This is a genomic window from Streptomyces sp. NPDC012508 (assembly GCF_042902595.1).
Taxonomy (GTDB): domain Bacteria; phylum Actinomycetota; class Actinomycetes; order Streptomycetales; family Streptomycetaceae; genus Streptomyces.
Genome location: NZ_JBIBEO010000001.1, coordinates 943,852 through 969,264, shown reverse-complemented (window position 1 = coordinate 969,264; position 25,413 = coordinate 943,852). Strand labels below are relative to the sequence as shown.

The window sequence follows — 25,413 nt, the reverse complement described above, 5'->3', positions numbered from 1 at the left end:
CCCGGGGAGTCCGGGCACGAGCTCAGGCGGTGAGATGTCCGGCGGCGCGGCGGGGCCGGTGCAGCCGGTCGCCCCCCGCGAGGATCGCCGCGGCCAGGGCGTCGGCCGCCTCCTGCGCCTTCCCTCGCTGCCGGCCCTTGCGCAGGACGAAGTCGACGTCGCCCAGGTCCGGCAGCCCCGCACGGGCGGGCAGTTGCGACAGGCCGGGCGGAACCAGCTCACGGGTGTGCGCCATCACCCCGAGACCGGCCCGGGCCGCCGCGATGTTCGCGCTCAGGCTGCTGCTCGTACACGCGATCCGCCAGGACCGCCCCTGAGCCTCCAGGGCTTCCAGCGCCCGGGCGCGGGTGATGCCGGGCGGCGGGAAGACGATCAGCGGCACCGGACGCTCCGGGTCGAGACGCAGCCGCGGCGAGCCGATCCAGATCAGCGAGTCCTGCCAGACCAACTCACCCGCGCTCTCCTTCGTGCGCCGCTTGGCGAGGATCAGGTCGAGCCGCCCCGCCTCGAGCCGGGCGTCGAGTGTCCCGGACAGCTCGACCGTCAGCTCCAGATCCACCTCGGGGTGCTCACGCCGGAACGACTCCAGGATCTCGGGCAGACGGGTCACCACGAAGTCCTCCGAGGCCCCGAAACGCAGCCGCCCGCGCAGCCGGGTCCCGGTGAAGTAGGCGGCCGCCCGCTCATGGGCCCGGAGGATCGTCCGGGCGAAGCCGAGCATCGCCTCGCCGTCCTCCGTCAGCTCGACGCTGTGGGTGTCCCGGGTGAACAGCGGACGCCCGGTGGCGTCCTCGAGCCGCCGCACATGCTGACTCACGGTCGACTGCCGCACCCCGAGCCGCCGGGCGGCCTGGGTGAAGCTCAGCGTCTGGGCGACGGCGAGAAAGGTACGGAGCTGCGCCGGGTCGTACACGCCTTCCAGGCTAACGCGCGCTCATCGCGATGCGTGATGACAGTCAGAGCGCTGTACGGGATTCCCGATCGCCGTGGCCGGGAGCAGGATGGGGAGGCACGATCTTTCGCCCGAGAGCAGTGGAGCACATGAACCGCCGTACCACCCTCCTGCCGTCCTGGCTGCCGATCGACCCGTACATCGCGGCACTCCTGGGCACGGTGGGCCTCGCGGCGCTGCTGCCCGCCTCCGGCGCCGCCGCGACCGTCGCCGACGGGGCCTCGACGGCGGCCGTCGCCCTGCTGTTCTTCCTCTACGGCGCACGCCTCTCCACGCGGGAGGCGCTGGACGGGCTCAGGCACTGGCGGCTCCACGTGACCGTCCTCGCGGCCACCTTCGTCGTCTTCCCGCTGCTCGGACTCGCGGCGAAGGGGCTGGTACCGGCCGTTCTCACACCCCCGCTCCACACCGGCCTGCTCTTCCTCTGCCTGGTGCCGTCCACCGTCCAGTCCTCGATCGCGTTCACCTCGATCGCCCGCGGCAACGTCCCGGCCGCGATCTGCGCGGGCTCCTTCTCCTCCCTGGCCGGCATCCTGCTCACCCCGCTGCTCGCCGCCGTTCTGATCGGCGGCGGCGCGGGCGGATTCTCCGCCGACTCGCTGCTGAAGATCGTGCTCCAGCTCCTCGCGCCGTTCCTGGCGGGCCAGCTGCTGCGGCGTTGGGTCGGGGGCTTCGTCCTACGGAAGAAGAAGGTTCTGGGGTACGTCGACCGAGGCTCGATCCTGCTCGTCGTGTACACCGCGTTCAGCCACGGCATGGTCGCCGGCATCTGGCACCAGGTCACCCCGGTCCGGCTCGGGCTCCTGCTCGCGGTCGAGGCCGTCCTGCTCGCCGTGATGCTGGCGCTGACCTGGTACGGCGCGAAGCGGCTCGGCTTCGACCGGGCGGACCGGATCGCGATCCAGTTCGCGGGCTCGAAGAAGAGCCTGGCGGCGGGGCTCCCGATGGCGAGCGTGCTGTTCGGCCCGCAGGCGTCCCTCGCGGTTCTGCCGCTGATGCTCTTCCACCAGATGCAGCTGATGGTCTGCGCGGTCATCGCGAAGCGCCGTGCCAGGGACCCGGAGCCGGCATGGGAGGCGGCGCCGGAGGGCGGGACGCCGCTGCCCGAGCGGGCGGCGGAGGCCGCGACGGCTGCCCGACGCTGAGGGCCAGCCGGCCGGGCGGCCCGTCGGGCGCCCGGCCCGCGTTGGCGGGATCACGTCCCCACCCCCACCACGATGATCATCGGGCCCGCTACCGTGCTCCCATGCCCGCACTCGATCCCGGCCGCACCGCGCTCGTCCTCGTCGACCTGATGGAACGCATCGTCGCGCTGCCGCTCGCCCCCCGCCCCGGAACCGACGTCGTCGCCGCCGCGGACCGGCTCGCCGACACCTTCCGGGCCGTCGGCGCGCCCGTCGTCCACATCAGGGTCGAGCGGCCGAACGTCGAGACCCAGCCGCCCGGCAGCGACCTCGTCCCCTCCCTCGTCCACGACGGCGACCACGTCGTCGTCAAGCGGACCGTCGGCGGATTCCAGGACACCGGCCTCCACGAGCTCCTCGCCGCGCACGCGGTCACGACGGTCGTGTTCGCCGGCATCGCCACCAACCTCGGCGTCGAGTCCACCGCCCGCGCCGCCTGCGACCTCGGCTACGAACCGGTCTTCGCCGAGGACGCCATGACCGCCCTCACCGCCGACGAGCACCACGCCTCGGTGACCCTGGACTTCCCGCGCCTCGGCACCGTCGCCCCCGTCGACGCGATCACCCTGGACGGACCCGAGTGACGCGCGTCCCGATACGGTACGGCGCCCGTCCCTGCGCCCTGGTCGTCTGCCGCGGCTGCTGCTGCGGCGACGCGGGCAAGAACCCGGGCGTCGACCACGAGGGCCAGCTCGCCCGGCTGCGCGAGGCCGCGGCGCGATCCGGCGGCCGGCTGTCCGTCCGTACGAGCGACTGCCTCGGCCCGTGCGCCCAGGCCAACGTCGTCGTGGTCCAGCCCTCCACCGAGGGCCGCCGCCGGGGCGGACGCGCCGCCTGGATCGGGTTCACGGTGGACGACGACTGCCTCGACGACATCCTCGCCTGGACGGCCGCGGGCGGACCCGGCATCGCCGAACCCCCGGCGACCCTCACGCTCCAGATGATCGACCCCCCGGCCGAGACACCACGCGCCCGCGCGGCCCGCCGCACCCGGTAGCGGCGAGCGCCGGGGGGCGCCCGTTCACACCGGTACGGGCACATCACCGCGGCGCGGCACCGCGGCCGTCCTAGGAAGGGCGCGGGACCGGCCGGCGCAGGGGGCGCTCCCCGCCGGCCGATAACCCGACCCGTGCAGCGCGCGGAGCCCGTCAGCCCCGGGTGGCCGCGGCCCCGAGGGCGATCCGGTGCTCGCCCGCGTACACGTTCATGTCCTGGCCGCGCAGGAAGCCGACCAGGGTGAGCCCCGTCTCCGCGGCCAGGTCCACGGCGAGCGAGGACGGCGCCGAGACCGCCGCGAGCACCGGGATGCCCGCCATCACGGCCTTCTGCGCCAGCTCGAAGGACGCCCGCCCGGACACCAGCAGGACCGCCCGGTCCAGCGGCAGCCGCCCGTCGCTCAGGGCGCGGCCCACCAGCTTGTCCACCGCGTTGTGGCGGCCCACGTCCTCCCGTACGTCGAGCAGCTCGCCGTCCTCCGAGAACAGCGCCGCCGCGTGCAGGCCCCCGGTCCGGTCGAAGACCCGCTGCGCCGCCCTCAGCCGGTCGGGGAGGCGGGAGAGCAGCTCGGGCGTGAGCCGGACCGGGGGAGTGTCGGCGATCGGGAAGCGTGCCGTGGTCCGTACGGCGTCCAGGCTGGCCTTGCCGCACAGCCCGCACGACGACGTCGTGTAGACGTTCCGCTCCAGGGTGATGTCCGGGACGGGGACACCGGGCGCCAGCTGGACGTCCACCACGTTGTACGTGTTCGTGCCGTCGTCCTTGGCACCGGCGCAGTACACGATGTTCCGCACGTCGGACGCCGCCCCGAGCACCCCCTCGCTGACCAGGAACCCGGCCGCGAGCGCGAAGTCGTCGCCGGGCGTGCGCATCGTGATCGCCAGCGGATTGCCGTTCAGCCGGATCTCCAGCGGCTCCTCGGCCACCAGCGTGTCCGGGCGTACGGTGACGGCCTCGCCCCGGATCCGGATGACGCGCCGTCGCTCGGTGACCCGTCCCATGTGGCTACACCCGATTCTGTACGTGCTGGAAGCCGAAACGGCCCTTGATACAGAGGTTGCCATGGGTCACCGGGTTGTCGTGCGGGGAGGTGACCTTGACGATCTCGTTGTCCTGGACGTGCAGGGTGAGGTTGCAGCCCACACCGCAGTACGCGCAGACCGTCGTCGTCTCCGTCTGCGCCGCCTCGTCCCAGGTGCCGTCCGCGCGCATGTCGAACTCCCGCTTGAAGCTCAGCGCGCCCGTCGGACAGACCTCGATGCAGTTGCCGCAGTACACGCACGCGGACTCCGTGAGGGGTCCGTCGTGCTCCACGGCGATCCGGGCGTCGAAGCCACGGCCGGTGACGGAGATCGCGAAGGAGTTCTGCCACTGGTCGCCGCAGGCGTCGACGCACTTGTAGCAGAGGATGCACTTGTCGTAGTCGCGGACGTAGAGGTCGTTGTCGACGCGCGGCTCCTCGCCGAGGCGGCGCGCGTCCGGCCCGAAGCGGTCGGGCTCCGCGCCGTACTCCTTGATCCACTCGGCGGCGCCCGGGGTGGTCGACAGATCCACCGACGAGGCGAGCAGCTCCAGGACGACCTTCCTGCTGTGCCGGGTCCGCTCGGTGTCGGTACGGACGACCATCCCCGGTTCGGCGCGGCGCGAGCAGGCCGGGACGAGGGTCCTGGCCCCCTCGACCTCGACCACGCACACCCGGCAGGCGTTCTTCGGGGTGAGCGTGTCGCCGTGGCAGAGCGTCGGCACCTCCGTACCGGCGGCGCGGCAGGCGTCGAGGATCGTGGCACCCTCCGGGACGCGCACGGGGGTGTCGTCGAGGGTGAACTCCAGGAGGCGGCGGGGCGGGGCGAGGGGAACCGTGGTCACTTGTAGACCCCCAGACGGTCGATGGCGGACTCGACGGCGTTCCACGCGGTCTGGCCGAGACCGCAGATCGAGGCGTCGCGCAGGGCCTGTCCGACCTCGCGCAGCAGGGCGATGTCACCGGCCGCCGCCTCGCCCGTACGGTCCTTGATGCGGTGCAGCGCCTCCTCCTGCCGGACCGTGCCCACCCGGCACGGCACGCACTGGCCGCAGGACTCGTCGCGGAAGAACTCGGCGATGCGCAGCAGGATCCGCGGCAGGTCCACGGACTCGTCGAGGACGAGGACCACGCCGGAGCCGAGGGTGGTGCCGGCGGCCCGGGTGCCCTCGAAGGTGAGCGGTATGCCGAGCTCGTCCGGGCGGACGAACCCGCCCGCCGCCCCGCCGAGCAGCACCGCGCGCAGGGTGTCCGGCCGCCCGGCGAGGTCGAGGAGCTCGCCGAGGGTCGCGCCGAACGGGAGCTCGTACACCCCGGGCCGTTCGACGTTGCCGGACACGCAGAAGAGCTTGGTCTCGGCCGCGCGGAACGCCTCGGCGCCCCGGGTGAGGATCGGCAGGACGTTGACGAGCGTCTCGACGTTGTTGGCGGCCGTCGGTTTGCCGAACAGCCCCTTCTCGACGGGGAAGGGCGGCTTGGATCGCGGCTCGCCCCGGTACCCCTCGATGGAGTTGAACAGCGCGGTCTCCTCGCCGCAGATGTACGCGCCGGCGCCGCGCCGTATCTCGATGTCGAAGGCGAAGCCGCTGCCGAGGACGGAATCGCCGAGGAGTCCGCGGGCGCGGGCCTCGTCGAGGGCGTGGGCGAGTCTCTCGTACGCGCGGGGGTACTCACCCCGGATGTAGAGGTAGCCCAGGCGGGCACCGACGGCGTACCCGGCGACCGTCATCGCCTCGACGAGCGCGTACGGGTCGCCCTCCATGAGCACGCGGTCCTTGAAGGTGCCCGGCTCGGACTCGTCGGCGTTGCACACGACGTAGTGGGGGGAGTCGGGCTGGGAGGCGGTCGCCTGCCACTTCCGCCCGGTGGGGAACGCGGCCCCGCCGCGCCCGACGAGCCCGGACTCCGTGACCTCCCGGATGACCCCGGCGGGCCCGAGCGCGAACGCCCGCCGCAGCGCGGCGTATCCGCCGTGGGCCCGGTAGTCGTCCACGCTGGTCGGATCGACGACCCCGACCCTCCCGAGGAGCGTGAGGTGGGCACGCCCCTCGTCGGGGAGCACCCGCCGCGCGGCGTGTTCCGCCCACTCGGTGTGCTGCCCGGCCTGCGGAACGGCCATGACGGCGGGTGCTTCGGGCGCGGTGGCCTCGGGGTGCCGGGCGGCCCGGGCGAGCTCGCCCGCCGTCGCCGGGGCGACGACGACGGCGAGGCGGGTGCGGGGGGCCGGGGATGCGGCGGCGGTGGGTCCGTCGCCCCGGGTCGTGCCTCCCGGGGCGACGGAGTTCCGGGTCCCGGCGGTGCCGGTGGCGCCCGGCCCTGTCGGCTCCTGCCCGCTGAGCGCGCCGAGCAGCGAGGTGCCGGGGCCGCCGGGGACGGGCCCCGACGGGGCGGGGGGTGTCGCGGACGGATCGGGGGCGGGCCCCGACGGGCCGCCGGGTGCCGCGGACGGATCGGGCGCCGGCACCGACGGGCCGGAGGGTGTCGCGGACGGATCGGGCGCGGGCACCGACGGGCTGGGCGCGGGCCCCGACGGGCTGGGCGTCGGCCCGGGCATTCCGGGCGTCGGCCCCGAGGCCCCGGGCGTCGGCCCCGAGGCCCCGGGCGCGGGCCCCGAGGTCCCCCCGGCACCGGCGGCGGTCGCGTCCACCCCCGCCCGTACCAGCAGAGCCGCCGGCGCCCGTTCGCAGAGGCCCAGGCACGGGCTCGGTGCGAAGGCGACGCCCTCGGCCGTGAGGCCCGCCGTCACCGCGGCCGATCCCCGCGCCGCACACGTCAGGTCCGTGCAGACGTGCAGGACCTGCGCCGGGCGGGGACGCACCGCGAACATCGCGTAGAACGTGGCCACCCCGTACGCCTCCGCCGGCGGCACCGTCAGCCGCCGGCACAGATAGTCCAGACCGCCCTCGCTGATCCACCCCACCCGGTCGTTGAGGGCGTGCAGTCCCGGCAGCAGCAGGTCCCTGCGCTCCCGGGCCTCTCGCCCGCCGCGCGCCCACCGCAGATCCGCCGCCGAGCGGTCGTCCGCGCCCTGCCACGCCGACTCGGGAGGACCGAGGACCGCGTCGACCGCCTCCCGTTCCTCGTCCGTCGGCTTGCTGTCACCGAAGCGCAGATCCATCGTCCGCCACCCCCGTCACCCTCTCGATCCGTATCGCGGACGCCTTGAACTCCGCCGTGCCCGCGATCGGACAGTTCGCCTCGATCGTCAGCTGGTTGGTGTCGACCTCGTCCGGAAAGTGCATCGTCATGAACGCGAGCCCCGGCCGCAGCGCGGGATCCACCCAGACCGGCGCCACCACCGACCCGCGTCGCGACGTCACCCGGACCTCCTGGCCCACCGCGACCCCGTACCGCTCCGCGTCCTCCGGGCACAGCTCCACGTACTCGCCGCGCCGCAGCGGGGAGGCGAAACTCCCGCTCTGTACCCCGGTGTTGTACGAGTCGAGCCGGCGCCCGGTCGTCAGCCGGATCGGATACCGCTCGTCGGTGAGATCGACGGGCGGGTCGTGCCGGACGATGCCGAACGGGGCCGGGCTGCCTCGTCGTTCGGGATCGGTCTCCCACAACCGGCCGTGCAGGAAGGTCGGTTCGAGCCGCTCCAGGTCGGGGCACGGCCACTGGATGCCCTGGTGCTCCTCCAGGCGGTCGTACGTCATGCCCCAGTGGTCCGGCGACAGCGCCCGCAGCTCGTTCCAGACGGCCTCCGCGTCCGGATACGTCCACTCCTCATGGCCGAGCCGCCGCGCCAGTTCGCAGATGATGTCGATGTCCTCGCGGGCCTCGCCGGGCGGCCGCACCGCTTTCCGTACCCGCTGGACCCGCCGTTCGCTGTTGGTCGTCGTGCCGTCCGTCTCGCACCAGGCCGCCGTCGCCGGCAGGACCACGTCCGCGAACTCGGCGGTCTTCGTCAGGAAGATGTCCTGCACCACCAGGCAGTCGAGCTTCGCGAGGCGTCCCATCGCCTGCGCGCTGTCCGCCTCCGACTGCGCGGGGTTCTCGCCGATGCAGTACACGGCTCGCAGCTCGCCGCTCTCCATCGCCTCGAACATCTCGGTCAGGTTCCGTCCGTACCGCGGCTGGATCCCCACGCCCCAGAAGGACTCGAACTTCTTCCGCACCTCCGTGTCGAGGATGTCCTGGAAGCCCGGCAGCCGGTTCGGGATGGCGCCCATGTCCCCGCCGCCCTGCACGTTGTTCTGGCCGCGCAGCGGCTGGACCCCGGAGCCGTACCGCCCGACGTGCCCGGTCAGCAGCGCCAGGTTGATCAGCGCCCGGACGTTGTCGGTGCCGTTGTGGTGCTCGGTGATGCCCAGCGTCCAGCACAGCTGGGCCCGTTCGGCGCGGGCGAAGGCATGGGCCAACTCCCGTATCGCGGCGGCCGGTACGCCCGTCACCTTCGAGGCGGCCGTCAGCGTCCACGGCTCCACCAGGGCCCGGTACTCCTCGAAGCCGCTCGTGGCGCGCTCCACGAACGCCCGGTTGTACAGGCCCTCGTGGATGATCTCGCGGCCGAGGGCGTGAGCCAGCGGGATGTCGGTGCCGACGTCGAGCCCGAGCCAGCTCTCGGCCCACTCGGCGGTCGACGTGCGGCGCGGATCGACCGCGTACATCCGCGCGCCGTTCCGTATCCCCTTCAGTACGTGCTGGAAGAAGATCGGGTGCGCGAAGCGGGCGTTGGAGCCCCACATCACGATCACGTCGGTGTGCTCGATCTCCTCGTACGAGGAGGTGCCGCCGCCCGAGCCGAAGACCGCGGACAGTCCGGCGACGCTCGGCGCGTGACACGTCCGGTTGCAGGAGTCGACGTCGTTGGTGCCCATCACCACGCGCGCGAACTTCTGCGCCACGTAGTTCATCTCGTTGGTCGCGCGGGCGCAGGAGAACATCCCGAACGCGCCCCGAGCCGCCCGGAACCCGGCCGCTGCCCGCTCCAGGGCCTCGTCCCAGCTCGCCGGCCGCAGCGGCCCGCCCTTCTCGTCCCGTACGAGCGGGTGGGTGAGCCGGGTGTACGTCTTGGGTTCGCGGTTCCGCTTCTTCATGCCGTGCTCCTGGACTGGGTCGCGAGCAGATCCGACAGGGCGTGGACGGTACGGAGCGTCGGCACGGGCACGTCGGTGATGCCCGCCAGCTCCACCACGGCGGCGAGGAGGACGTCCAGCTCCAGCGGCTTGCCCCGCTCCAGGTCCTGAAGGGTGGAGGTGCGGTGGTCGCCCACCCGCTCGGCGCCCGCGAGGCGGCGCTCGACGGAGATGTCGGGGCGGCAGCCGAGGGCCGCGGCGACCGCCAGGGTCTCGTGCATCATCTGCTCGATCACCTGCCGTGTACCGCCGTGCAGGCACATCTGACGCATCGTCGCCCGGGCGAGCGCGCTGATCGGGTTGAAGGAGATATTGCCGAGCAGCTTGATCCAGATGTCGTGCCGCAACTCCGCCTCGACCGGGCACTTCAGGCCCCCGGCCCGCATCGCCTCGGCGAACATCTCGCAGCGTGCGGAGGCCGAGCGGTCCGGCTCGCCGATGGAGAACCGGGTGCCCTCCAGGTGGCGGACCACCCCGGGGCCGCTGAGCTCGGTCGCGGCGTAGACGACGCAGCCGATGGCCCGTTGGGGGGCGAGGACGGCCGAGACCGCGCCGCCCGGGTCGACGCTCTCGACGCGATGGCCGTCGTGCGGGCCGCCGTGACGGTGGAAGTACCACCAGGGGATGCCGTTCTGAGCGGCGACGACCGCCGTGGTGTCGTGCAGGAGCGGCGCGATGAGCGGCCCGCACGCCGCGTACGCGTTGGCCTTCAGGCCCAGGAAGACGTAGTCGGCCGGGCCTACGTCGGACGGGTCGTCGGTGGCGTGCACCCGGGCGGTGAAATCGCCGCGCGGGCTCTCGACCCGTACACCGTGCTGCCTCATGGCCGCGAGATGCGGTCCACGGGCGATCAGATGGACATCGGCGCCGGCGCGGTCGAGCGCGGCTCCGACGTAGGCGCCGATCGCACCGGCGCCGAGGACTGCGACCTTCACGTGCGGATCTCCGTTCGGTCGAGGGAACCGCGAGGGAGGACGGAAGCGTTGTGTCGACGAAATATTGTCTACAGTATGGAGTGGGGGTCGACAAGGGGTCGGGAGCGCGCCCGTTCCTCGCCCGTTGTCGCGGTCTCCCAACAGGTGCGGGTGAATCTTGGTGGTTTACGCGCCCGGTTACCGATGAGTCGCTGGCGAGACTGGGTGGTCCTGCTTACTTGCACTGTGCAAGCGCTCCACGCACCACATGAACCCAAGGGGGTCCCGGGCATGACGGGCACTCGTATCGCCGCGCTCGGGCACTACCAGCCCGCCAAGGTCCTGACCAATGAGGATCTGGCCGAGCTCGTCGACACCAGCGACGAATGGATCAGCAGCCGCGTCGGCATCAGGACCCGTCACATGGCGGGGCAGGACGAGCCGGTCGACGAACTCGCCGCGCACGCCGCCGGCAAGGCGCTCGCCGCGGCCGGCCTGGTCCCCGCCGACATCGACCTCGTCCTCGTCGCCACCTCCACGGCGATCGACCGCTCGCCCAACACCGCGGCCCGCGTCGCCGCCCGGCTCGGCATGGGCTCGCCCGCCACCATGGACCTCAACGTGGTCTGCGCGGGCTTCACCCACGCGCTCGCCACCGCCGACCACGCGATCCGGGCCGGCTCCGCCCGGCGCGCCCTGGTCATCGGCGCCGACAAGATGACCGAGATCACCGACTGGACCGACCGCACGACCTGCGTGCTCGTCGGCGACGGCGCGGGTGCGGCGGTCGTCGAGGCCGTGGAGGAGGGCGTGGAGCCCGGCATCGGCCCGGTGCTCTGGGGTTCCGTACCGGAGATGGGCCACGCCGTCCGTATCGAGGGCACCCCTCCGCGCTTCGCCCAGGAGGGCCAGACCGTCTACCGCTGGGCCACCCAGCAGCTGCCCGCCCTCGCCCGCCAGGTGTGCGAGCGGTCGGGGGTCGCCCCGGAGGAGCTGGCCGGGGTCGTGCTGCACCAGGCCAACCTGCGGATCATCGAGCCGCTCGCCGCGAAGATCGGCGCGGTCAACGCTGTCGTCGCCCGTGATGTGGTCGATTCCGGCAACACCTCGGCCGCCTCGATCCCGCTGGCGCTCTCCAAGCTGGTCGAACGCGGGGAGCTCCCGTCCGGGGCGCCGACCCTGCTCTTCGGCTTCGGCGGCAACCTCTCGTACGCGGGACAGGTCGTCCGCGTCCCGTAGGCGGGCGCGCCACGCTCCGCGCGCACCGGGCGGGGTGTTTCGGACGAGATCATGAAGCGCCGCATGCCTGGACCTGTACGCCGGTAGACTGTAGACGATAGCCAATCCGTGCTCATCGCCTACGGCGTACGAGGGGGCCGCGATGTTGTCCGCAGGACTGCCGCAAGGGGCCGTGCCCAGGCTGGAGCGGCCGGGGCCGCTGCGCGACCGGGTCTACGAGGCGCTGCTCGAACTGATCACCACCCGCGCCCTGCGACCCGGTCAGCATCTGGTCGAGAGCGAACTGGCCGGACACCTCGGGGTCTCCCGTCAGCCCGTCCGTGAGGCGCTCCAGCGGCTGAACACCGAGGGCTGGGTCGACCTCCGGCCGGCGCAGGGCGCCTTCGTCCACGAGCCGACCGACGAGGAGGCCGACCAACTGCTCTCCGTCCGTACGCTCCTGGAGGCGGAGGCCGCCCGGCTCGCCGCCGCGAACTCCGGCTCGGCCGGGATCGCCGCACTGGAGGAGCTCTGCGCGCGGGGCGAGCAGGCGGTGGCGGACGACGACGTCGATCTGGCCGTGGCGACGAACGCGGCCTTCCACGCCAAGGTCATGGAACTGGCCGGAAACCTCGTCCTGTCCGAGCTGGCGGGCCAGGTCGACCGCCGCGTCCGCTGGTACTACACACCGGTCGCCCGGCAGCGTGGCAAGCAGTCGTGGAAGGAGCACCGCGAGCTGATCGACGCGATCGCGGCCCGCGACGAGGCCCGCGCCACGACGGTCATGCGCGCCCACACGGAGCACACGCGCACGACCTACCACGAGCACACCCAGGGCTGAGCGGAGTCGCGCAGTCAGGGCTGAGCGGAGTCGCCCCGCCAGGGCCGAGTGGAGTCGCCCGCTTCCCCGTTCGGCGGAGCCCGGTGGCGGGGGGCCCGGGGCCGCCCTAGCTTCGGACGGGGCGAGGGACATCACCCGCCGTACGCGGCAACGGGCCGCCGGGCGTTCCTCGTGTGATCTGGAGGAGCGCCATGCGCGCGATACGTGTTGCTTCCGCGGCCCTGCTCGCCACGGCCGCCCTCTCGCTCGCGGCGCCGACGGCCGCACTGGCCGACGAGGGAACCGGGAGCGACGCGACGCCGAGCGTGGGCGCGCAGGCCGGCGGCGTGTCGAGCGACCCGACGGACGCAGCCACCACGGTCGACCCCGACGACGTCGCCGAGGCCGCCGGTGGCGAGGGCACACAGAGCGTCGGCGTCGGCGCGGCCGAGGCCGGTACGGACGGGCCGGCCACGAACGCGGCCGGCCCGGTGGACGTCGGCGCGTCGGGCGACGCCGTACCTTCCCCCGTCGACGTCCCGTCCGCCGAGACGGTCCCGTCGACCGACGGCACCGCCGACAACGTCACGCCGTTCGGCTTCTCCGTCACGCCCGCGACCGTCGCCCCCGGCGGCACGGTCACGCTGACCTCCGACGGCTGCGAGGCCTCATCCGTCACCGTCACCTCCGGGGTCTTCGACACCGTCACGCTCACCGAGGGCCGCGCGGGCACCGCCACCATCGACGTCGAGGCCAAGATCGCCGCGGAGTACGAGGTGACCTTCGACTGCAAGGGCAAGAAGGGCACCGCTCCCCTCACCATCACAGCCGGCTCCACCGGTCACTCCGCGGGCGGCCATGACACCGGCGCGGACAAGGGCGTCAAGGCCGGCTTCGGCGGCGGCGCCGGCGAACTCGGCGTCACGGAGGTGGCCATGGGAACCGCGCTGATCGCGGGCGCGCTGGGCGGCGGCGGAATGCTGCTGACGCGCCGCCGTGGAACCGGCGACCGCGCCTGATACGGCTCCTTCGCCCCGGGGTGACGAGGTCCGGGGCGGGGGAGCGTCATCGCCTACACCGGGAGTGCGGATCGTGCACGGGTCGAGCGGACTGTCCAGGCGGGGCGCCTGGGGCGTCGTCGCCGTCGTCCTGCTCGTAGGCATCCATCTGGTGCGGGGCGGTACGGAGGAGTGGCGCGCCGGCGGCCCGCCTCAGCCGCTCGCCGCCGCGGCCCCGGCACACGCCGCCGCCCTCGCTCCCGCGGCAGGTCCCGGCCCGCTGCCCGCCTCCCGCCCCACGCACGTCCGCGTGCCCGCCGTCCGAATCGACGCGCCCGTCACGCCCGTCGGGCTCGACGCCGAGGGCTGGATCGACACACCGCCCGCGGACGAGACCGGCCTCGCCGGCTGGTTCACCGGCGCCGTCACCCCCGGCGAGAAGGGCACGGCGGTCGTCGTCGGCCATGTCGACACCCCGGACGGTCCGAGCGTCTTCTACGAACTCGGCGCGCTGAGCAAGGGGCAGCGCATCGAGATCGCCCGCCAGGACGGCCGGACGGCCGTCTTCTCCGTGTACGGCGTCGAAGTGGTCCCGAAGGACGACTTCCCGGCCGAGCGGATCTACCGGACGTCCCCCCACCCCGAGCTGCGCCTCCTCACCTGCGGCGGCGGATTCTCCCGGCAGAAGGGGTACGACGGCAACGTCGTCGTCTCCGCCCGTCTCGTCGAGGTGCGCTGACCCACGGACCACAAGGCTTTGTCCTCACCCGGGAAAAAGTCGGACCGGATTGCTGCGCAACTTCTTCCCAGTCCCGGACACCACTGCTACGTTCCCCTCGAAAGCCCGACGGCGAGCCGACCGAAGGGCTTCGCCAACTCGTCAGGGGAGGGCGCGTGAGACGCATGACGGCACGACCCGCCAACGCGCACCAGGCGCGACTGCTGCGGCTGCTGCGCGACGGAGGCCCCAACTCCCGTGCGCAGCTGGGCGATCAGATCGACCTGTCACGCTCCAAGCTCGCCGTCGAGGTCGACCGGCTCCTGGAGACCGGCCTCGTCGTCGCCGACGGACTCGCCGCCTCCCGCGGCGGCCGCCGGTCGCACAACATCCGGCTCGCGCCCGAACTCCGCTTCCTCGGCGTCGACATCGGCGCCACGTCGATCGATGTGGCGGTCACCAACGCCGAGTTGGAGGTGCTCGGACATCTCAACCACCCCATGGACGTCCGCGAGGGCCCGGTCGCAGTATTCGAGCAGGCGCTCGCCATGGCGGCCAAGCTGCGCGCCTCCGGCCTCGCCGAAGGCTTCGACGGCGCCGGCATCGGTGTCCCGGGTCCGGTCCGCTTCCCCGAGGGCATCCCGGTCGCGCCCCCGATCATGCCCGGCTGGGACGGCTTCCCCGTACGGGAGGCGCTCAGCCAGGAACTGGGCTGCCCGGTCATGGTCGACAACGACGTGAACCTCATGGCCATGGGGGAGCAGCACGCCGGCGTCGCCCGCTCGGTCGGCGATTTCCTCTGCGTCAAGATCGGTACGGGCATCGGCTGCGGCATCGTCGTCGGCGGGCAGGTCTACCGCGGTACGACGGGCAGCGCCGGAGACATCGGGCACATCCAGGTGGAACCGGACGGCCGCTCCTGCGCGTGCGGCAACAAGGGCTGCCTGGAAGCCCACTTCAGCGGAGCCGCCCTGGCCCGCGACGCCGAGGACGCGGCGCGCGCGGGCCGGTCGGACGAGCTCGCCGGACGCCTCGCGGCGGCCGGCCGGCTCACGGCGGTCGACGTCGCCGCGGCGGCCGCCGCGGGGGACGCCACCTCACTCGCCCTCATCCGTGAGGGCGGCAACCGGGTCGGGCAGGTCATCGCCGGACTCGTCAGCTTCTTCAACCCCGGTCTGGTGGTGATCGGCGGCGGTGTCACCGGCCTCGGTCACAACCTCCTCGCCAGTGTCCGCACCCAGGTCTACCGCCAGTCCCTGCCGCTGGCCACCGGCAACCTCCCCATCGTGCTGGGCGAGCTGGGACCGACCGCCGGAGTGATCGGCGCGGCCCGACTCATCAGCGACCACCTCTTCTCCCCGGCGTAAACCCCGCCTTCCGGTGGTCCGTGTGCCTTCGTTCCGCAGGACGGAGGCACACACCACCCACCGGCGACCAGCCGCCGGACCCCACCCTTCACACCCACTCGCTCAGGCGCCACCCGCACCCGCCGAGGGGATCACCCATGCCATCGCCACCTCCGGCACGCCCTGAAACGCCCCTGCTCACCATGTCCGCCATCACCAAGTCCTTTCCCGGTGTCCGCGCCCTCGACGGCGTCGACCTCGACGTCGCCCCCGGCGAGGTCCACTGCCTCCTCGGCCAGAACGGCGCCGGAAAGTCCACCCTGATCAAGGTCCTCGCCGGCGCCCACCAGCCCGACGGCGGGAGCATCACCTGGCGCGGCGAACCCGTCCAGCTCCGCTCCCCGATCGCCGCCATGCGCCTCGGCATCGCCACCATCTACCAGGAACTCGACCTCGTCGAAGGGCTCTCCGTCGCCGAGAACGTCCACCTCGGACACGAACCCACCACCGCGGGATTCGTCGTCCGCGGCCGCGCCGCCCGCGCGTCGACGGCAGCTCTGCTGAAGCGGCTCGGCCATCCCGAGATCGACCCCGGCCGCCGCGTCGGCGAACTCTCCGCCGCACAGCAGCAGATCGTCTCGATGGCCCGCGCCCTCTCCCACGACGTCCGGCTCATCGTCATGGACGAGCCGTCGGCCGCCCTCGACCCCGACGAGGTCGACAACCTCTTCCGCATCGTCGCCGACCTCACCGCGGACGGGGTCGCCGTCGTCTACATCTCCCACCGTCTGGAGGAGATCCGCCGCATCGGCGACCGGGTCACCGTCCTGAAGGACGGCCGCGCCGTGGCCGGCGGCCTGCCCGCCGCCTCGACCCCCACCCGGGACATCGTCGCCCTGATGACCGGCCGCAACGTCGAGTACGTCTTCCCGCCGCGCCCCGCCGAACCCCCGGCAGCCGCACCCGTGCTCCAGCTCCAAGGCCTCGCCAGGGAAGGTGAGTTCGCCCCCGTCGACCTCGAAGTGCGGCCGGGCGAGATCGTGGGTCTCGCCGGGCTCGTCGGCTCCGGACGCTCCGAGATCCTGGAGACGGTCTACGGCGCCCGGAAGGCCACCGCCGGACGCGTCGTCGTCGACGGCCGCGCCCTGCGCCCCGGCAGCGTCCGCGACGCCGTCCGCGCCGGGCTCGGGCTCGCCCCCGAGGAACGCAAGGCCCAGGGGCTGCTCATGCTGGAGTCCGTCACCCGCAACGTCTCGGTCTCCACGCTCGCCCGCTTCTCGCGCGCCGGCTGGATCGACCGTACCGGCGAACGCGAAGCGGCCCGGGCGGCCACCCGGGAGCTGTCGCTGCGGCCCGACAACCCCGACGCCCCGATCCGTACCCTCTCCGGCGGAAACCAGCAGAAGGCCGTCCTCGCCCGCTGGCTCCTGCGCGGCTGCCGCGTCCTCCTGCTCGACGAGCCGACCCGCGGCGTCGACGTCGGCGCCCGCGCCGAGCTGTACGCCGTCATCCGCCGCCTCGCCGACGACGGCCTCGCCGTCCTCCTCGTGTCGAGCGAAGTGCCCGAGGTGCTGGGCCTGGCCGACCGTGTCCTGGTGCTCAGGGAGGGCCGTGTCGTCCACACGGCACCCGCCCGCGAGCTCGACGAACACCGCGTACTCGACCTCGTGATGGAAGGGAGTCCCACGTCATGACGCTGTCCACCGCCAAGGACACCACGGCGCCCGCGCAGGAGGGCGGCCGGCGCCCGCTCGGTCTGCGGGCCGACGTCCGGAACCTCTCCCTGCTCGGGGTGCTCGCCGTGCTGATCGCGGTCGGCGGCTTCACCCGGCCCGACGAGTTCCTCGCCGTCTCCAACCTCCAGCTCGTGCTCACCCAGGCGTCCGTGATCGGTGTCGTCACCGTCGGCATGACCTTCGTCATCACCAGCGGCGGCATCGACCTCTCCGTCGGCGCGATCGTCGCCCTCGCCTCCGTCTGGGCGACCACGCTGGCGACACAGGAGTACGGATTCGCCGGCATCCTCTTCACCGCCGTCGTCGTCGGCGTGGGGTGCGGCCTGGTGAACGGGCTGCTCATCGCGTACGGCGGGATGGTCCCCTTCATCGCGACCCTCGCCATGTTCGCCTCGGCCCGCGGTCTCGCCCTCCAGATCACCGACGGACGCACACAGATCGTCAGCGTCGACTCCGTCCTCGACCTCGGCATCCCCGACGCCTACATCCTGGGCATCCCGCCGCTCGTCCTCGTCTTCGCCGCCGTCACCGTCGCGGGCTGGCTGATCCTCAACAGGACCACCTTCGGCCGCCGCACGGTCGCCGTCGGCGGCAACGCGGAGGCCGCCCGCCTCGCTGGCATCGACGTACGCCGCCAGCGCCTCTACCTCTACCTGCTCTCCGGACTGTGCTGCGGCATCGCGGCCTTCCTGCTGATCATCCTCTCCGGCTCCGGCCAGAACACCAACGGCAACCTGTACGAACTCGACGCCATCGCCGCCGCGATCATCGGCGGCACCCTCCTCACCGGCGGCCGCGGCACGATCGTCGGCTCCGTCCTCGGTGTCCTGGTCTTCACCACGATCACCAACATTTTCGCGCTCAACAACCTGCAGAGCGACGTCCAGCAGATCGCCAAGGGCGCGATCATCGTCGCCGCCGTCCTGGTCCAGCACCGCACCGCGCGCCACGGCGGCACCTGACCTCCCCATCCGCCACGGCGGCACGTGACCTCCCCCTTCCGCCACGACGAACCCCCATCCGCCCCCCGAGAGCCTCCCTCACCCCCGAAGGGATCCATCGCCATGCCAGAAACCAGCCGCAGAGGACTGCTTTTCGGCTCCGCCGCCGTCTCCGCCGGCGCGCTCCTCACCGCCTGTACCAGCAACGAGCCCAAGAACGCGGCCCCGGCCGCGAGCAACGCCCCCGCCGCCGACGACAAGCCCGGCACCCCCGTCACCATCGGCTTCGCCGGCCCCCAGGCCGACCACGGCTGGCTCAACGCCATCAACCAGAACGCCAAGGAGCGCGCGAAGAAGTACTCCGAGGTCACCCTGGAGATCACCGAAGGCTCCAACGACACGGCCACCCAGATCGGCCAGATCCAGACCCTGATCAACAAGAAGGTCGACGTCCTGGTCATCCTGCCCGCCGACGGCAAGGCGCTCACCCAGGTCGGCCTCCAGGCCATGAAGGCCGGCATCCCGGTCATCAACCTGGACCGCATCTTCGCCTCCCCGCAGGCCTATCGCTGCTGGATCGGCGGCGACAACTACGGCATGGGCCTCAACGCCGGCCGCTACATCGGCGAGAAGCTCAAGGACAAGCCGGGCGCCACCGTCATCGAACTCGCCGGCATGGACAGCCTGGAGCTGACCAAGCAGCGCACCCAGGGTTTCGACGACGCCCTCAAGAACTACCCCAACATCCGTAAGGTCGCCCGCCAGGCCGCCGACTTCACCGTCGAGTCGGGCCAGGCCAAGATGGCCCAACTCCTCCAGGCCCAGCCGAAGTTCGACGCCCTGTGGAACCACGACGACGACCAGGGCGTGGGCGCCCTGCGGGCCATCGCCCAGGCCGGCCGCAAGGACTTCCTGATGGTCGGCGGCGCCGGAGCCAAGTCCGCGATGGACGCCATCAAGGCCGACGACGGGGTCCTCAAGGCCACCGTCCTCTACCCGCCGACCATGGCCGCCTCCGCCATCGACCTGGCCCGCGCCCTCGGCCAGAAGAAGGGCGTCGGGGGTCTCGCCGAGCTGGAGATCCCGGCCTCCCTCACCCTCTACTCGGCCGTCGTGACCAAGGAGAACGTCGACGAGTACCTGCCCACCGGCTTCAGCTGACCGGGGTCCGGCCGCCGGCCCGAGCCCGGCACCCCCCACCGTGCAACCGATGAGGAGGAACCGTATGGAACAGCGGGAGAGCGAGGCCGGCCCGACCGGTCAGGCCGGCGAGGCCACGGCGCCGTCACTCGGCATCGGGATGGTCGGCTACGCGTTCATGGGCGCCGCCCACTCCCAGGGGTGGCGGACCGCGGGGCGTGTCTTCGACCTGCCGCTGCGGCCCGTGCTCGCCGCCGTCGCCGGCCGTGACCGGGCCGCGGTCCGGGCGGCGGCGGCCAAGCACGGCTGGGCGGCGGCCGAGACCGACTGGCGCGCCCTCGTCGCACGCGACGACGTCCAGCTCGTCGACGTCTGCACCCCGGGCGACAGCCACGCGGAGATCGCGATCGCCGCTCTGGAGGCGGGCAAGCACGTCCTGTGCGAGAAGCCGCTCGCCAACTCGGTCGCCGAGGCCGAGGCCATGGTCGCCGCCGCGGAGGCGGCGGCCGCCCGTGGCCAGGTAGCCATGGTCGGCTTCAACTACCGGCGGGTGCCGGCCATCGCGTACGCCCGTGGGCTCATCGCCGAGGGCAGGCTGGGCGCCCTGCGGCACGTACGGGTCACCTATCTGCAGGACTGGCTCGTCGACCCCGGCTTCCCGCTGACCTGGCGCCTGGAGCGCGAACACGCGGGATCCGGGGCCCTCGGGGACCTCGGCGCGCACGCGGTCGACCTCGCCCAGTACCTGGCGGGGGAGCTCCTGGTCGGGGTCTCGGCGCTCACCGAGACCTTCGTACGGGAGCGGCCGCTGCTCGCGGGGGTCTCGGCCGGTCTCTCCGGCGCCGCCACGGGCGGGGCGTACGGGGCGGTGACGGTGGACGACGCCGCGCTGTTCACCGGGCGGCTCGCCTCCGGCGCGCTCGCCTCCTTCGAGGCGACCCGGATGGCGGCGGGGCGGAAGAACGCCCTGCGGCTGGAGATCAACGGGGAGAAGGGCTCGCTCGCCTTCGACCTGGAGCGGCTCAACGAGCTCTCGTTCCACGACCACACGGAGCCGGCCGCCTCCGCGGGCTTCCGCCGGATCCTGGTCACCGAGCCGGACCATCCGTATCTGGAGGGCTGGTGGCCGCCGGGCCACGCGCTCGGGTACGAGCACACCTTCGCCCACCAGGCCCGCGATCTGGTCCTCGCCATCGCGTCCGGTACCGCCCCCGCGCCCACCTTCGCCGACGGGCTCCAGGTCCAGCGGGTGCTCGCCGCGGTGGAGGAGAGTGCCGAGAAGAACGCCGTCTACACCCCCGTACAGCTCTAGGAGGCCGTCGACCGTGACCCGTCCCTTCACCCTCTTCACCGGCCAGTGGGCCGACCTGCCGCTGGAGGAGGTCTGCCGGCTCGCCCGTGACTTCGGCTACGACGGCCTCGAACTCGCTTGCTGGGGCGACCACTTCGAGGTGGACAAGGCGCTCGCCGACCCCTCGTACGTCGACGGTCGCCGTGCCCTTCTGGAGAAGTACGGTCTGAAGTGCTGGGCGATCTCCAACCATCTGGTGGGTCAGGCCGTCTGCGACCACCCGATCGACGAGCGGCACGAGGCGATCGTGCCGGCCCGGATCTGGGGCGACGGAGAGCCGGAAGGCGTACGGCGGCGGGCGGCGCGCGAGCTCGCCGACACCGCGCGGGCCGCCGCCGCCCTCGGCGTCGACACCGTCATCGGCTTCACGGGCTCGTCGATCTGGCATCTGGTGGCGATGTTCCCGCCCGTCCCGGAGCGCATGATCGAGCGTGGCTTCGAGGACTTCGCGGAGCGCTGGAACCCGATCCTGGACGTCTTCGACGCCGAGGGCGTCCGCTTCGCGCACGAGGTCCATCCGAGCGAGATCGCGTACGACTACTGGACCACGCAGCGAGCCCTCGAGGCGGTGGACCGGCGTCCGGCCTTCGGGCTGAACTTCGACCCGAGCCACTTCGTCTGGCAGGACCTGGACCCGGTCGGCTTCCTCTGGGACTTCCGCGACCGGATCTACCACGTGGACTGCAAGGAGGCCCGCAAACGCCTCGACGGGCGCAACGGGCGGCTCGGCTCGCACCTGCCGTGGGGCGATCCGCGGCGCGGCTGGGACTTCGTCTCGGCCGGGCACGGTGACGTGCCATGGGAGGACGTCTTCCGGATGCTGCGCTCGATCGACTACGCGGGGCCCGTCTCCGTGGAGTGGGAGGACGCCGGGATGGACCGGCTGACCGGCGCGCCGGAAGCGCTTGCTCATCTCAAGCGGTACGACTTCGATCCGCCCGCGGCCTCCTTCGACGCGGCCTTCGGGGGCCGCGACTGACCTGACACGGCAGGTGAGAGCCCGGCGGCGGCGACGCCACCGGGTTGCTCCGCCGTGTCCTCAGCGGGCTTTGTCCTGTCGCGGTGAAAAGATCGACCAGGTCTGTGCGCAAGGGCTTTCCGCTGGGGACGAACCCCGCTACGGTCCTTGAGGTGTACATGACGTAACCATGCAAGAACCTGTGCTCCACCGTGCTTTGAGACCAGCGTGACGGCGCGCGCCGGTCCCCGGACACCCGCACACCCGGCCCTACTCCGGAGGACATCCGTGCACAGCAAACGACTCCGAGCCAGAAAGACACTCGCCCTCCTCGCCGTCGGACTCCTCACCCTCGGGGGTCAACAGGCCCTCGCGGCCGAGACGGACGGCGGCGCTGGCACCGCCGCGGCCGCCGAGGAGTTCCAGCAGGTCACCCTCGCCAAGGGCGGTGAGGAGGTCGGCGAACCGATGTCGCTGGCCGTGCTCCCCGACCGCAGCGTCCTGCACACCTCACGCAACGGCGAACTCCGCCGCACCGACGCGGCGGGCAACACCAAGGTCATCGGCACCGTCCCCGTCTACTCCCACGACGAGGAAGGCCTCCAGGGCATCGGGCTCGACCCGGACTTCGCCCGGAACAAGGCCATCTACCTCTACTACGCACCGCCGCTCGACACCCCCTCCGGCGACGCCCCCGAGAACGGCACGGCCGCCGAGTTCGCCCGGTACGACGGCGTCAACCGCCTCTCCCGCTTCACGCTGAAGGCCGACGGCACGCTCGACAACGCGAGCGAGAAGAAGGTCGTCGACATCCCCGCCACCCGCGGCATCTGCTGCCACGTCGGCGGCGACATCGACTTCGACGCCCAGGGCAACCTGTACCTGTCGACCGGTGACGACTCCAACCCCTTCGCCTCCGACGGCTTCACCCCCATCGACGAACGCCCGGGCCGCAACCCCGCGTTCGACGCCCGGCGCACCTCCGGCAACACCAACGACCTCCGCGGCAAGATCCTGCGCATCAAGGTCGCCGAGGACGGCTCGTACACCGTCCCCGACGGGAACCTCTTCGCCCCCGGTACCGCGAAGACCCGCCCCGAGATCTACGCGATGGGCTTCCGCAACCGCTTCCGCTTCAGCGTCGACAAGGCCACGGGCGTGCTGTACGTCGGTGACTACGGCCCCGACGCGGGCGCCGCCGACCCCAAGCGCGGACCTGCGGGCCAGGTCGAGTTCGCCCGCGTCACCAAGCCCGGCAACTTCGGCTGGCCCTTCTGCACCGGCAACAACGACGCCTACCTCGACTACGACTTCGCGACCAAGGTGTCCGGAGCGGCCTTCGACTGCGGCGCGCCGAAGAACGACTCGCCGTACAACACCGGACTCGTCGACCTCCCGCCGGCCGAGCCCGCCTGGCTCCCGTACAACGGCGGCTCCGTACCTGAGTTCGGTACCGGATCCGAGTCCCCGATGGGCGGGCCCGTCTACCGCTACGACGCCGCCTCCACCTCCCCGGTCAAGTTCCCGGAGGCGTACGACGGAGACTTCTTCGCCGGAGAGTTCGGCCGCCGCTGGATCAAGCGCATCGAGCAGGGCTCCGACGGCGCCGTCCAGTCCATCAACTCCGTCCCCTGGACCGGCACCCAGGTGATGGACATGGCCTTCGGACCCGACGGAGCGCTGTACGTACTCGACTACGGCACCGCCTGGTTCGGCGGCGACCACAACTCCGGGCTCTACCGCATCGAGAACGCCACCGGCGGACGCTCCCCGGTCGCCGAGGCGAGCGCGAACAAGACCTCCGGCACGGCCCCGCTGAAGGTCGCCTTCTCCTCCGCGGGCACCTCCGACGGCGACGGTGACGCCCTCACGTACAGCTGGGACTTCGGCGACGGCGGTACGTCGACGGCCGCCAGCCCCACCTACACGTACCGCAAGAACGGCACCTACACGGCGACGGTCACGGCGAAGGATCCGAGCGGGCGCACCGGCTCCGCCTCCGTCCACGTCGTCGTCGGCAACACCGCGCCCAAGGTCACCCTCGAACTCCCCGCGGAGGGCGCCCTCTTCTCCTTCGGCGACGAGGTCCCCTTCAAGGTGAAGGTCACCGACCCGGAGGACGGCACGATCGACTGCGCCAAGGTCAAGGTCACCTACGTCCTCGGCCATGACAGCCACGGCCACCCTGTCACCTCGGCCAACGGCTGCACCGGCACCATCAAGACCTCCTCCGACGGCGGCCACGACGACGACGCCAACATCTTCGCGGTCTTCGACGCCGAGTACACCGACGGCGGAGGCGGCGGCCAGGCCACCCTTACCACCCACGACCAGGCCAAGCTCCAGCCCCGCCACCGTCAGGCCGAGCACTTCGACGCCCAGAACGGCGTCAACGTCTTCGACAAGGCGGAGGCGAACGGCGGCCGGACCGTCGGCGACATCCACGACGGCGACTGGATCTCCCTCAAGCCCTACAACCTGAGCGGAGCCACCAAGCTCACCGCCCGCGTCTCCTCCGGCGGCGTCGGCGGCTTCCTCGAAGTCCGCACCGGCTCCCCCACCGGCACCCTCCACGGCTCCGCGCCCGTCCCCGTCACCGGTGGCTGGGAGACCTTCCAGGACATCGACGTGCCGCTGCGCAACGTGCCCCGCACCACCACCGAACTCTTCCTCGTCTTCAAGGGCGGCGCCGGCGCGCTCTACGACGTCGACGACTTCACGTTCTCCAACGCCCCGGTGAACCGGAACGCCAAGCGGGTGCTGGTCTTCTCCAGGACCGCCGGATTCCGGCATGACTCCATCGGCACCGGCATCGCCGCCCTCAAGGAGCTGGGCGCCGGCAGCGACATCACCGTCGACGCCACCGAGGAACCCCGCCAGTTCACCACCAGCAACCTCGCCCGCTACGACGCCGTCGTCTTCCTCTCGACGACCGGTGACGTTCTCAACGCCGAACAGCAGACCGCCTTCGAGAACTACGTCTCCACCGGCGGCGGCTACATGGGCATCCACGCCGCCGCCGACACCGAGTACGACTGGGAGTTCTACGGCGGTCTCGTCGGCGCCCACTTCGCCTCCCACCCGCATATCCAGCCCGCGACCGTACGCGTCGAGGACCACGACCATCCGGCCACCGCCCACCTCGACGGCCCCTGGCAGCGGACCGACGAGTGGTACAACTACCGCACCAACCCGCGCGGTCAGGCCCGGATCCTCGCCACCCTCGACGAGACCACCTACCAGGGCGGCACCATGAAGGGCGACCACCCGATCGCCTGGTGCAAGACCTACGGCGGCGGCCGCTCGTTCTACACCGGCGGCGGCCACACCAAGGAGTCGTACGCCGAGCCGGCCTTCCGGCAGCACCTCCTCGGCGGGCTCACCTACGCCACCGGCCAGGCCACGGCCGACTGCCGGCCGCAGACCGGGTACCGCGAGCTCTTCAACGGCCAGACCCACGAGGGCTGGAAGCAGGCCGGCCCCGGCGGCTTCGACATCGCCGACGGTGAACTGCGCTCGGTGGGCGGCATGGGCATGCTCTGGTACCAGGCCAAGGAGTTCTCCTCCTACTCCCTCACGCTCGACTGGAAAGCGGCGGGCGACGACAACTCCGGCATCTTCGTCGGCTTCCCCGCCTCCGACGACCCCTGGTCCGCCGTGAACAAGGGGTACGAGATCCAGATCGACGCGACCGACGCCGCCGACCGGACCACCGGGGCCGTCTACGGCTTCAAGTCCGCCGACCTGGCGGCCCGGGACCGCGTGCTGCGCCCGCCGGGGCAGTGGAACAGCTACGAGATCCGCGTGCGCGGCGAGCGGCTCCAGGTGTTCCTCAACGGAGTGAAGATCAACGACTTCACCAACACCGACCCGGCCCGCAGCCTCAAGGACGGTCACATCGGCCTCCAGAACCACGGGGCCGACGACCAGGTGTCGTTCCGCGGCATCAAGCTCAGGGAGCTCCCCTCGTAGAGCCCCCGCTCAGCCGGCGGCGGGCGGGGAGGCGCCGTACCCCCCGCCCGCCGTCTCCACCACAGTCCAG

The 25,413-nt window shown here is 72.3% G+C and carries 20 protein-coding genes; 14 read left to right on the top strand and 6 right to left on the bottom strand.

Translation table 11 applies throughout. The annotated features are described in order from the left end of the window. Positions 1-22 precede the first annotated feature (22 nt). The gene (locus ACFY8U_RS04135; RefSeq protein ID WP_389565331.1) at positions 23-913 is read right to left on the bottom strand and encodes a LysR substrate-binding domain-containing protein; all 891 of its coding nucleotides are present in this window, start codon (positions 911-913) and stop codon (positions 23-25) included. Between the two features lie 128 nt (positions 914-1,041). Between ACFY8U_RS04135 and ACFY8U_RS04130 the strand changes: the two genes are divergently transcribed. From ACFY8U_RS04130 to ACFY8U_RS04120, 3 genes are all read left to right on the top strand, one after another. Then, positions 1,042-2,097 carry a bile acid:sodium symporter family protein gene (locus tag ACFY8U_RS04130; protein ID WP_389565329.1) on the top strand — a complete coding sequence of 352 codons (1,056 nt, stop codon included), beginning with the start codon at positions 1,042-1,044 and terminating at the stop codon, positions 2,095-2,097. 101 nt (positions 2,098-2,198) lie between these two features. After that, positions 2,199-2,720, top strand: coding sequence for an isochorismatase family protein (locus tag ACFY8U_RS04125; protein ID WP_361757455.1), 522 nt, complete (start codon positions 2,199-2,201; stop codon positions 2,718-2,720). Then, entirely contained in the window at positions 2,717-3,133 is a 417-nt protein-coding gene (locus ACFY8U_RS04120; protein WP_389565326.1) for a (2Fe-2S) ferredoxin domain-containing protein, read from the top strand. The genes ACFY8U_RS04125 and ACFY8U_RS04120 overlap by 4 nt, the downstream gene beginning before the upstream one ends. A 151-nt stretch (positions 3,134-3,284) precedes the next feature. Here ACFY8U_RS04120 and fdhD read toward each other — a convergent pair whose 3' ends face one another. Genes fdhD through ACFY8U_RS04095 form a run of 5 tightly spaced genes read right to left on the bottom strand, consistent with a single transcriptional unit; the run spans position 3,285 to position 10,166 of the window. Continuing rightward, positions 3,285-4,133: a formate dehydrogenase accessory sulfurtransferase FdhD gene (gene fdhD, locus ACFY8U_RS04115; protein ID WP_389565323.1), complete on the bottom strand. Its 849-nt coding sequence runs from the start codon at positions 4,131-4,133 to the stop codon at positions 3,285-3,287. A 4-nt stretch (positions 4,134-4,137) separates the two neighbouring features. Further along, positions 4,138-4,998 carry a 2Fe-2S iron-sulfur cluster-binding protein gene (locus ACFY8U_RS04110; RefSeq protein WP_389565319.1) on the bottom strand — a complete coding sequence of 287 codons (861 nt, stop codon included), beginning with the start codon at positions 4,996-4,998 and terminating at the stop codon, positions 4,138-4,140. Beyond that, positions 4,995-7,271 carry an NADH-ubiquinone oxidoreductase-F iron-sulfur binding region domain-containing protein gene (locus ACFY8U_RS04105; protein WP_389565316.1) on the bottom strand — a complete coding sequence of 759 codons (2,277 nt, stop codon included), beginning with the start codon at positions 7,269-7,271 and terminating at the stop codon, positions 4,995-4,997. The genes ACFY8U_RS04110 and ACFY8U_RS04105 overlap by 4 nt, the downstream gene beginning before the upstream one ends. After that, a complete protein-coding gene (locus tag ACFY8U_RS04100) occupies positions 7,252-9,192 on the bottom strand; it encodes a molybdopterin oxidoreductase family protein (protein ID WP_389565314.1) in 1,941 nt (646 codons plus the stop codon). The genes ACFY8U_RS04105 and ACFY8U_RS04100 overlap by 20 nt, the downstream gene beginning before the upstream one ends. Continuing rightward, on the bottom strand, positions 9,189-10,166 hold the full coding sequence (locus ACFY8U_RS04095) for a 2-dehydropantoate 2-reductase (protein ID WP_389565311.1): 978 nt from the start codon (positions 10,164-10,166) through the stop codon (positions 9,189-9,191). Before ACFY8U_RS04095 ends, ACFY8U_RS04100 begins: the two co-directional genes overlap by 4 nt. A gap of 270 nt (positions 10,167-10,436) precedes the next feature. On the opposite strand from ACFY8U_RS04095, the gene ACFY8U_RS04090 reads away from it, so the two are divergent. The 11 genes from ACFY8U_RS04090 (at position 10,437) to ACFY8U_RS04040 (ending at position 25,343) form a co-directional block, all read left to right on the top strand. Then, the gene (locus tag ACFY8U_RS04090; protein WP_389565308.1) at positions 10,437-11,384 is read left to right on the top strand and encodes a beta-ketoacyl-ACP synthase III; all 948 of its coding nucleotides are present in this window, start codon (positions 10,437-10,439) and stop codon (positions 11,382-11,384) included. Between the two features lie 142 nt (positions 11,385-11,526). Continuing rightward, a complete protein-coding gene (locus tag ACFY8U_RS04085; protein ID WP_389565305.1) occupies positions 11,527-12,204 on the top strand; it encodes a GntR family transcriptional regulator in 678 nt (225 codons plus the stop codon). 191 nt (positions 12,205-12,395) lie between these two features. After that, positions 12,396-13,202, top strand: a complete 807-nt coding sequence (locus ACFY8U_RS04080) for a hypothetical protein (protein WP_389565302.1) — start codon at positions 12,396-12,398, stop codon at positions 13,200-13,202. Between the two features lie 73 nt (positions 13,203-13,275). Next, positions 13,276-13,920: a class F sortase gene (locus ACFY8U_RS04075; RefSeq protein ID WP_389565300.1), complete on the top strand. Its 645-nt coding sequence runs from the start codon at positions 13,276-13,278 to the stop codon at positions 13,918-13,920. A 164-nt stretch (positions 13,921-14,084) separates the two neighbouring features. Beyond that, positions 14,085-15,266: an ROK family transcriptional regulator gene (locus ACFY8U_RS04070; protein WP_361757429.1), complete on the top strand. Its 1,182-nt coding sequence runs from the start codon at positions 14,085-14,087 to the stop codon at positions 15,264-15,266. A gap of 182 nt (positions 15,267-15,448) precedes the next feature. Continuing rightward, positions 15,449-16,939, top strand: coding sequence for a sugar ABC transporter ATP-binding protein (locus tag ACFY8U_RS04065; RefSeq protein ID WP_389565296.1), 1,491 nt, complete (start codon positions 15,449-15,451; stop codon positions 16,937-16,939). After that, entirely contained in the window at positions 16,936-17,943 is a 1,008-nt protein-coding gene (locus ACFY8U_RS04060; RefSeq protein WP_389565293.1) for an ABC transporter permease, read from the top strand. The genes ACFY8U_RS04065 and ACFY8U_RS04060 overlap by 4 nt, the downstream gene beginning before the upstream one ends. Positions 17,944-18,045: 102 nt before the next feature. Further along, positions 18,046-19,083, top strand: a complete 1,038-nt coding sequence (locus ACFY8U_RS04055) for a substrate-binding domain-containing protein (RefSeq protein ID WP_361594717.1) — start codon at positions 18,046-18,048, stop codon at positions 19,081-19,083. 64 nt (positions 19,084-19,147) lie between these two features. Continuing rightward, the gene (locus ACFY8U_RS04050; RefSeq protein ID WP_389565290.1) at positions 19,148-20,374 is read left to right on the top strand and encodes a Gfo/Idh/MocA family protein; all 1,227 of its coding nucleotides are present in this window, start codon (positions 19,148-19,150) and stop codon (positions 20,372-20,374) included. Positions 20,375-20,387: 13 nt separating this feature from the next. Then, positions 20,388-21,392, top strand: a complete 1,005-nt coding sequence (locus ACFY8U_RS04045; RefSeq protein WP_361646847.1) for a sugar phosphate isomerase/epimerase family protein — start codon at positions 20,388-20,390, stop codon at positions 21,390-21,392. A gap of 267 nt (positions 21,393-21,659) precedes the next feature. Then, positions 21,660-25,343 carry a ThuA domain-containing protein gene (locus ACFY8U_RS04040; protein WP_389565285.1) on the top strand — a complete coding sequence of 1,228 codons (3,684 nt, stop codon included), beginning with the start codon at positions 21,660-21,662 and terminating at the stop codon, positions 25,341-25,343. Positions 25,344-25,413 lie beyond the last annotated feature (70 nt).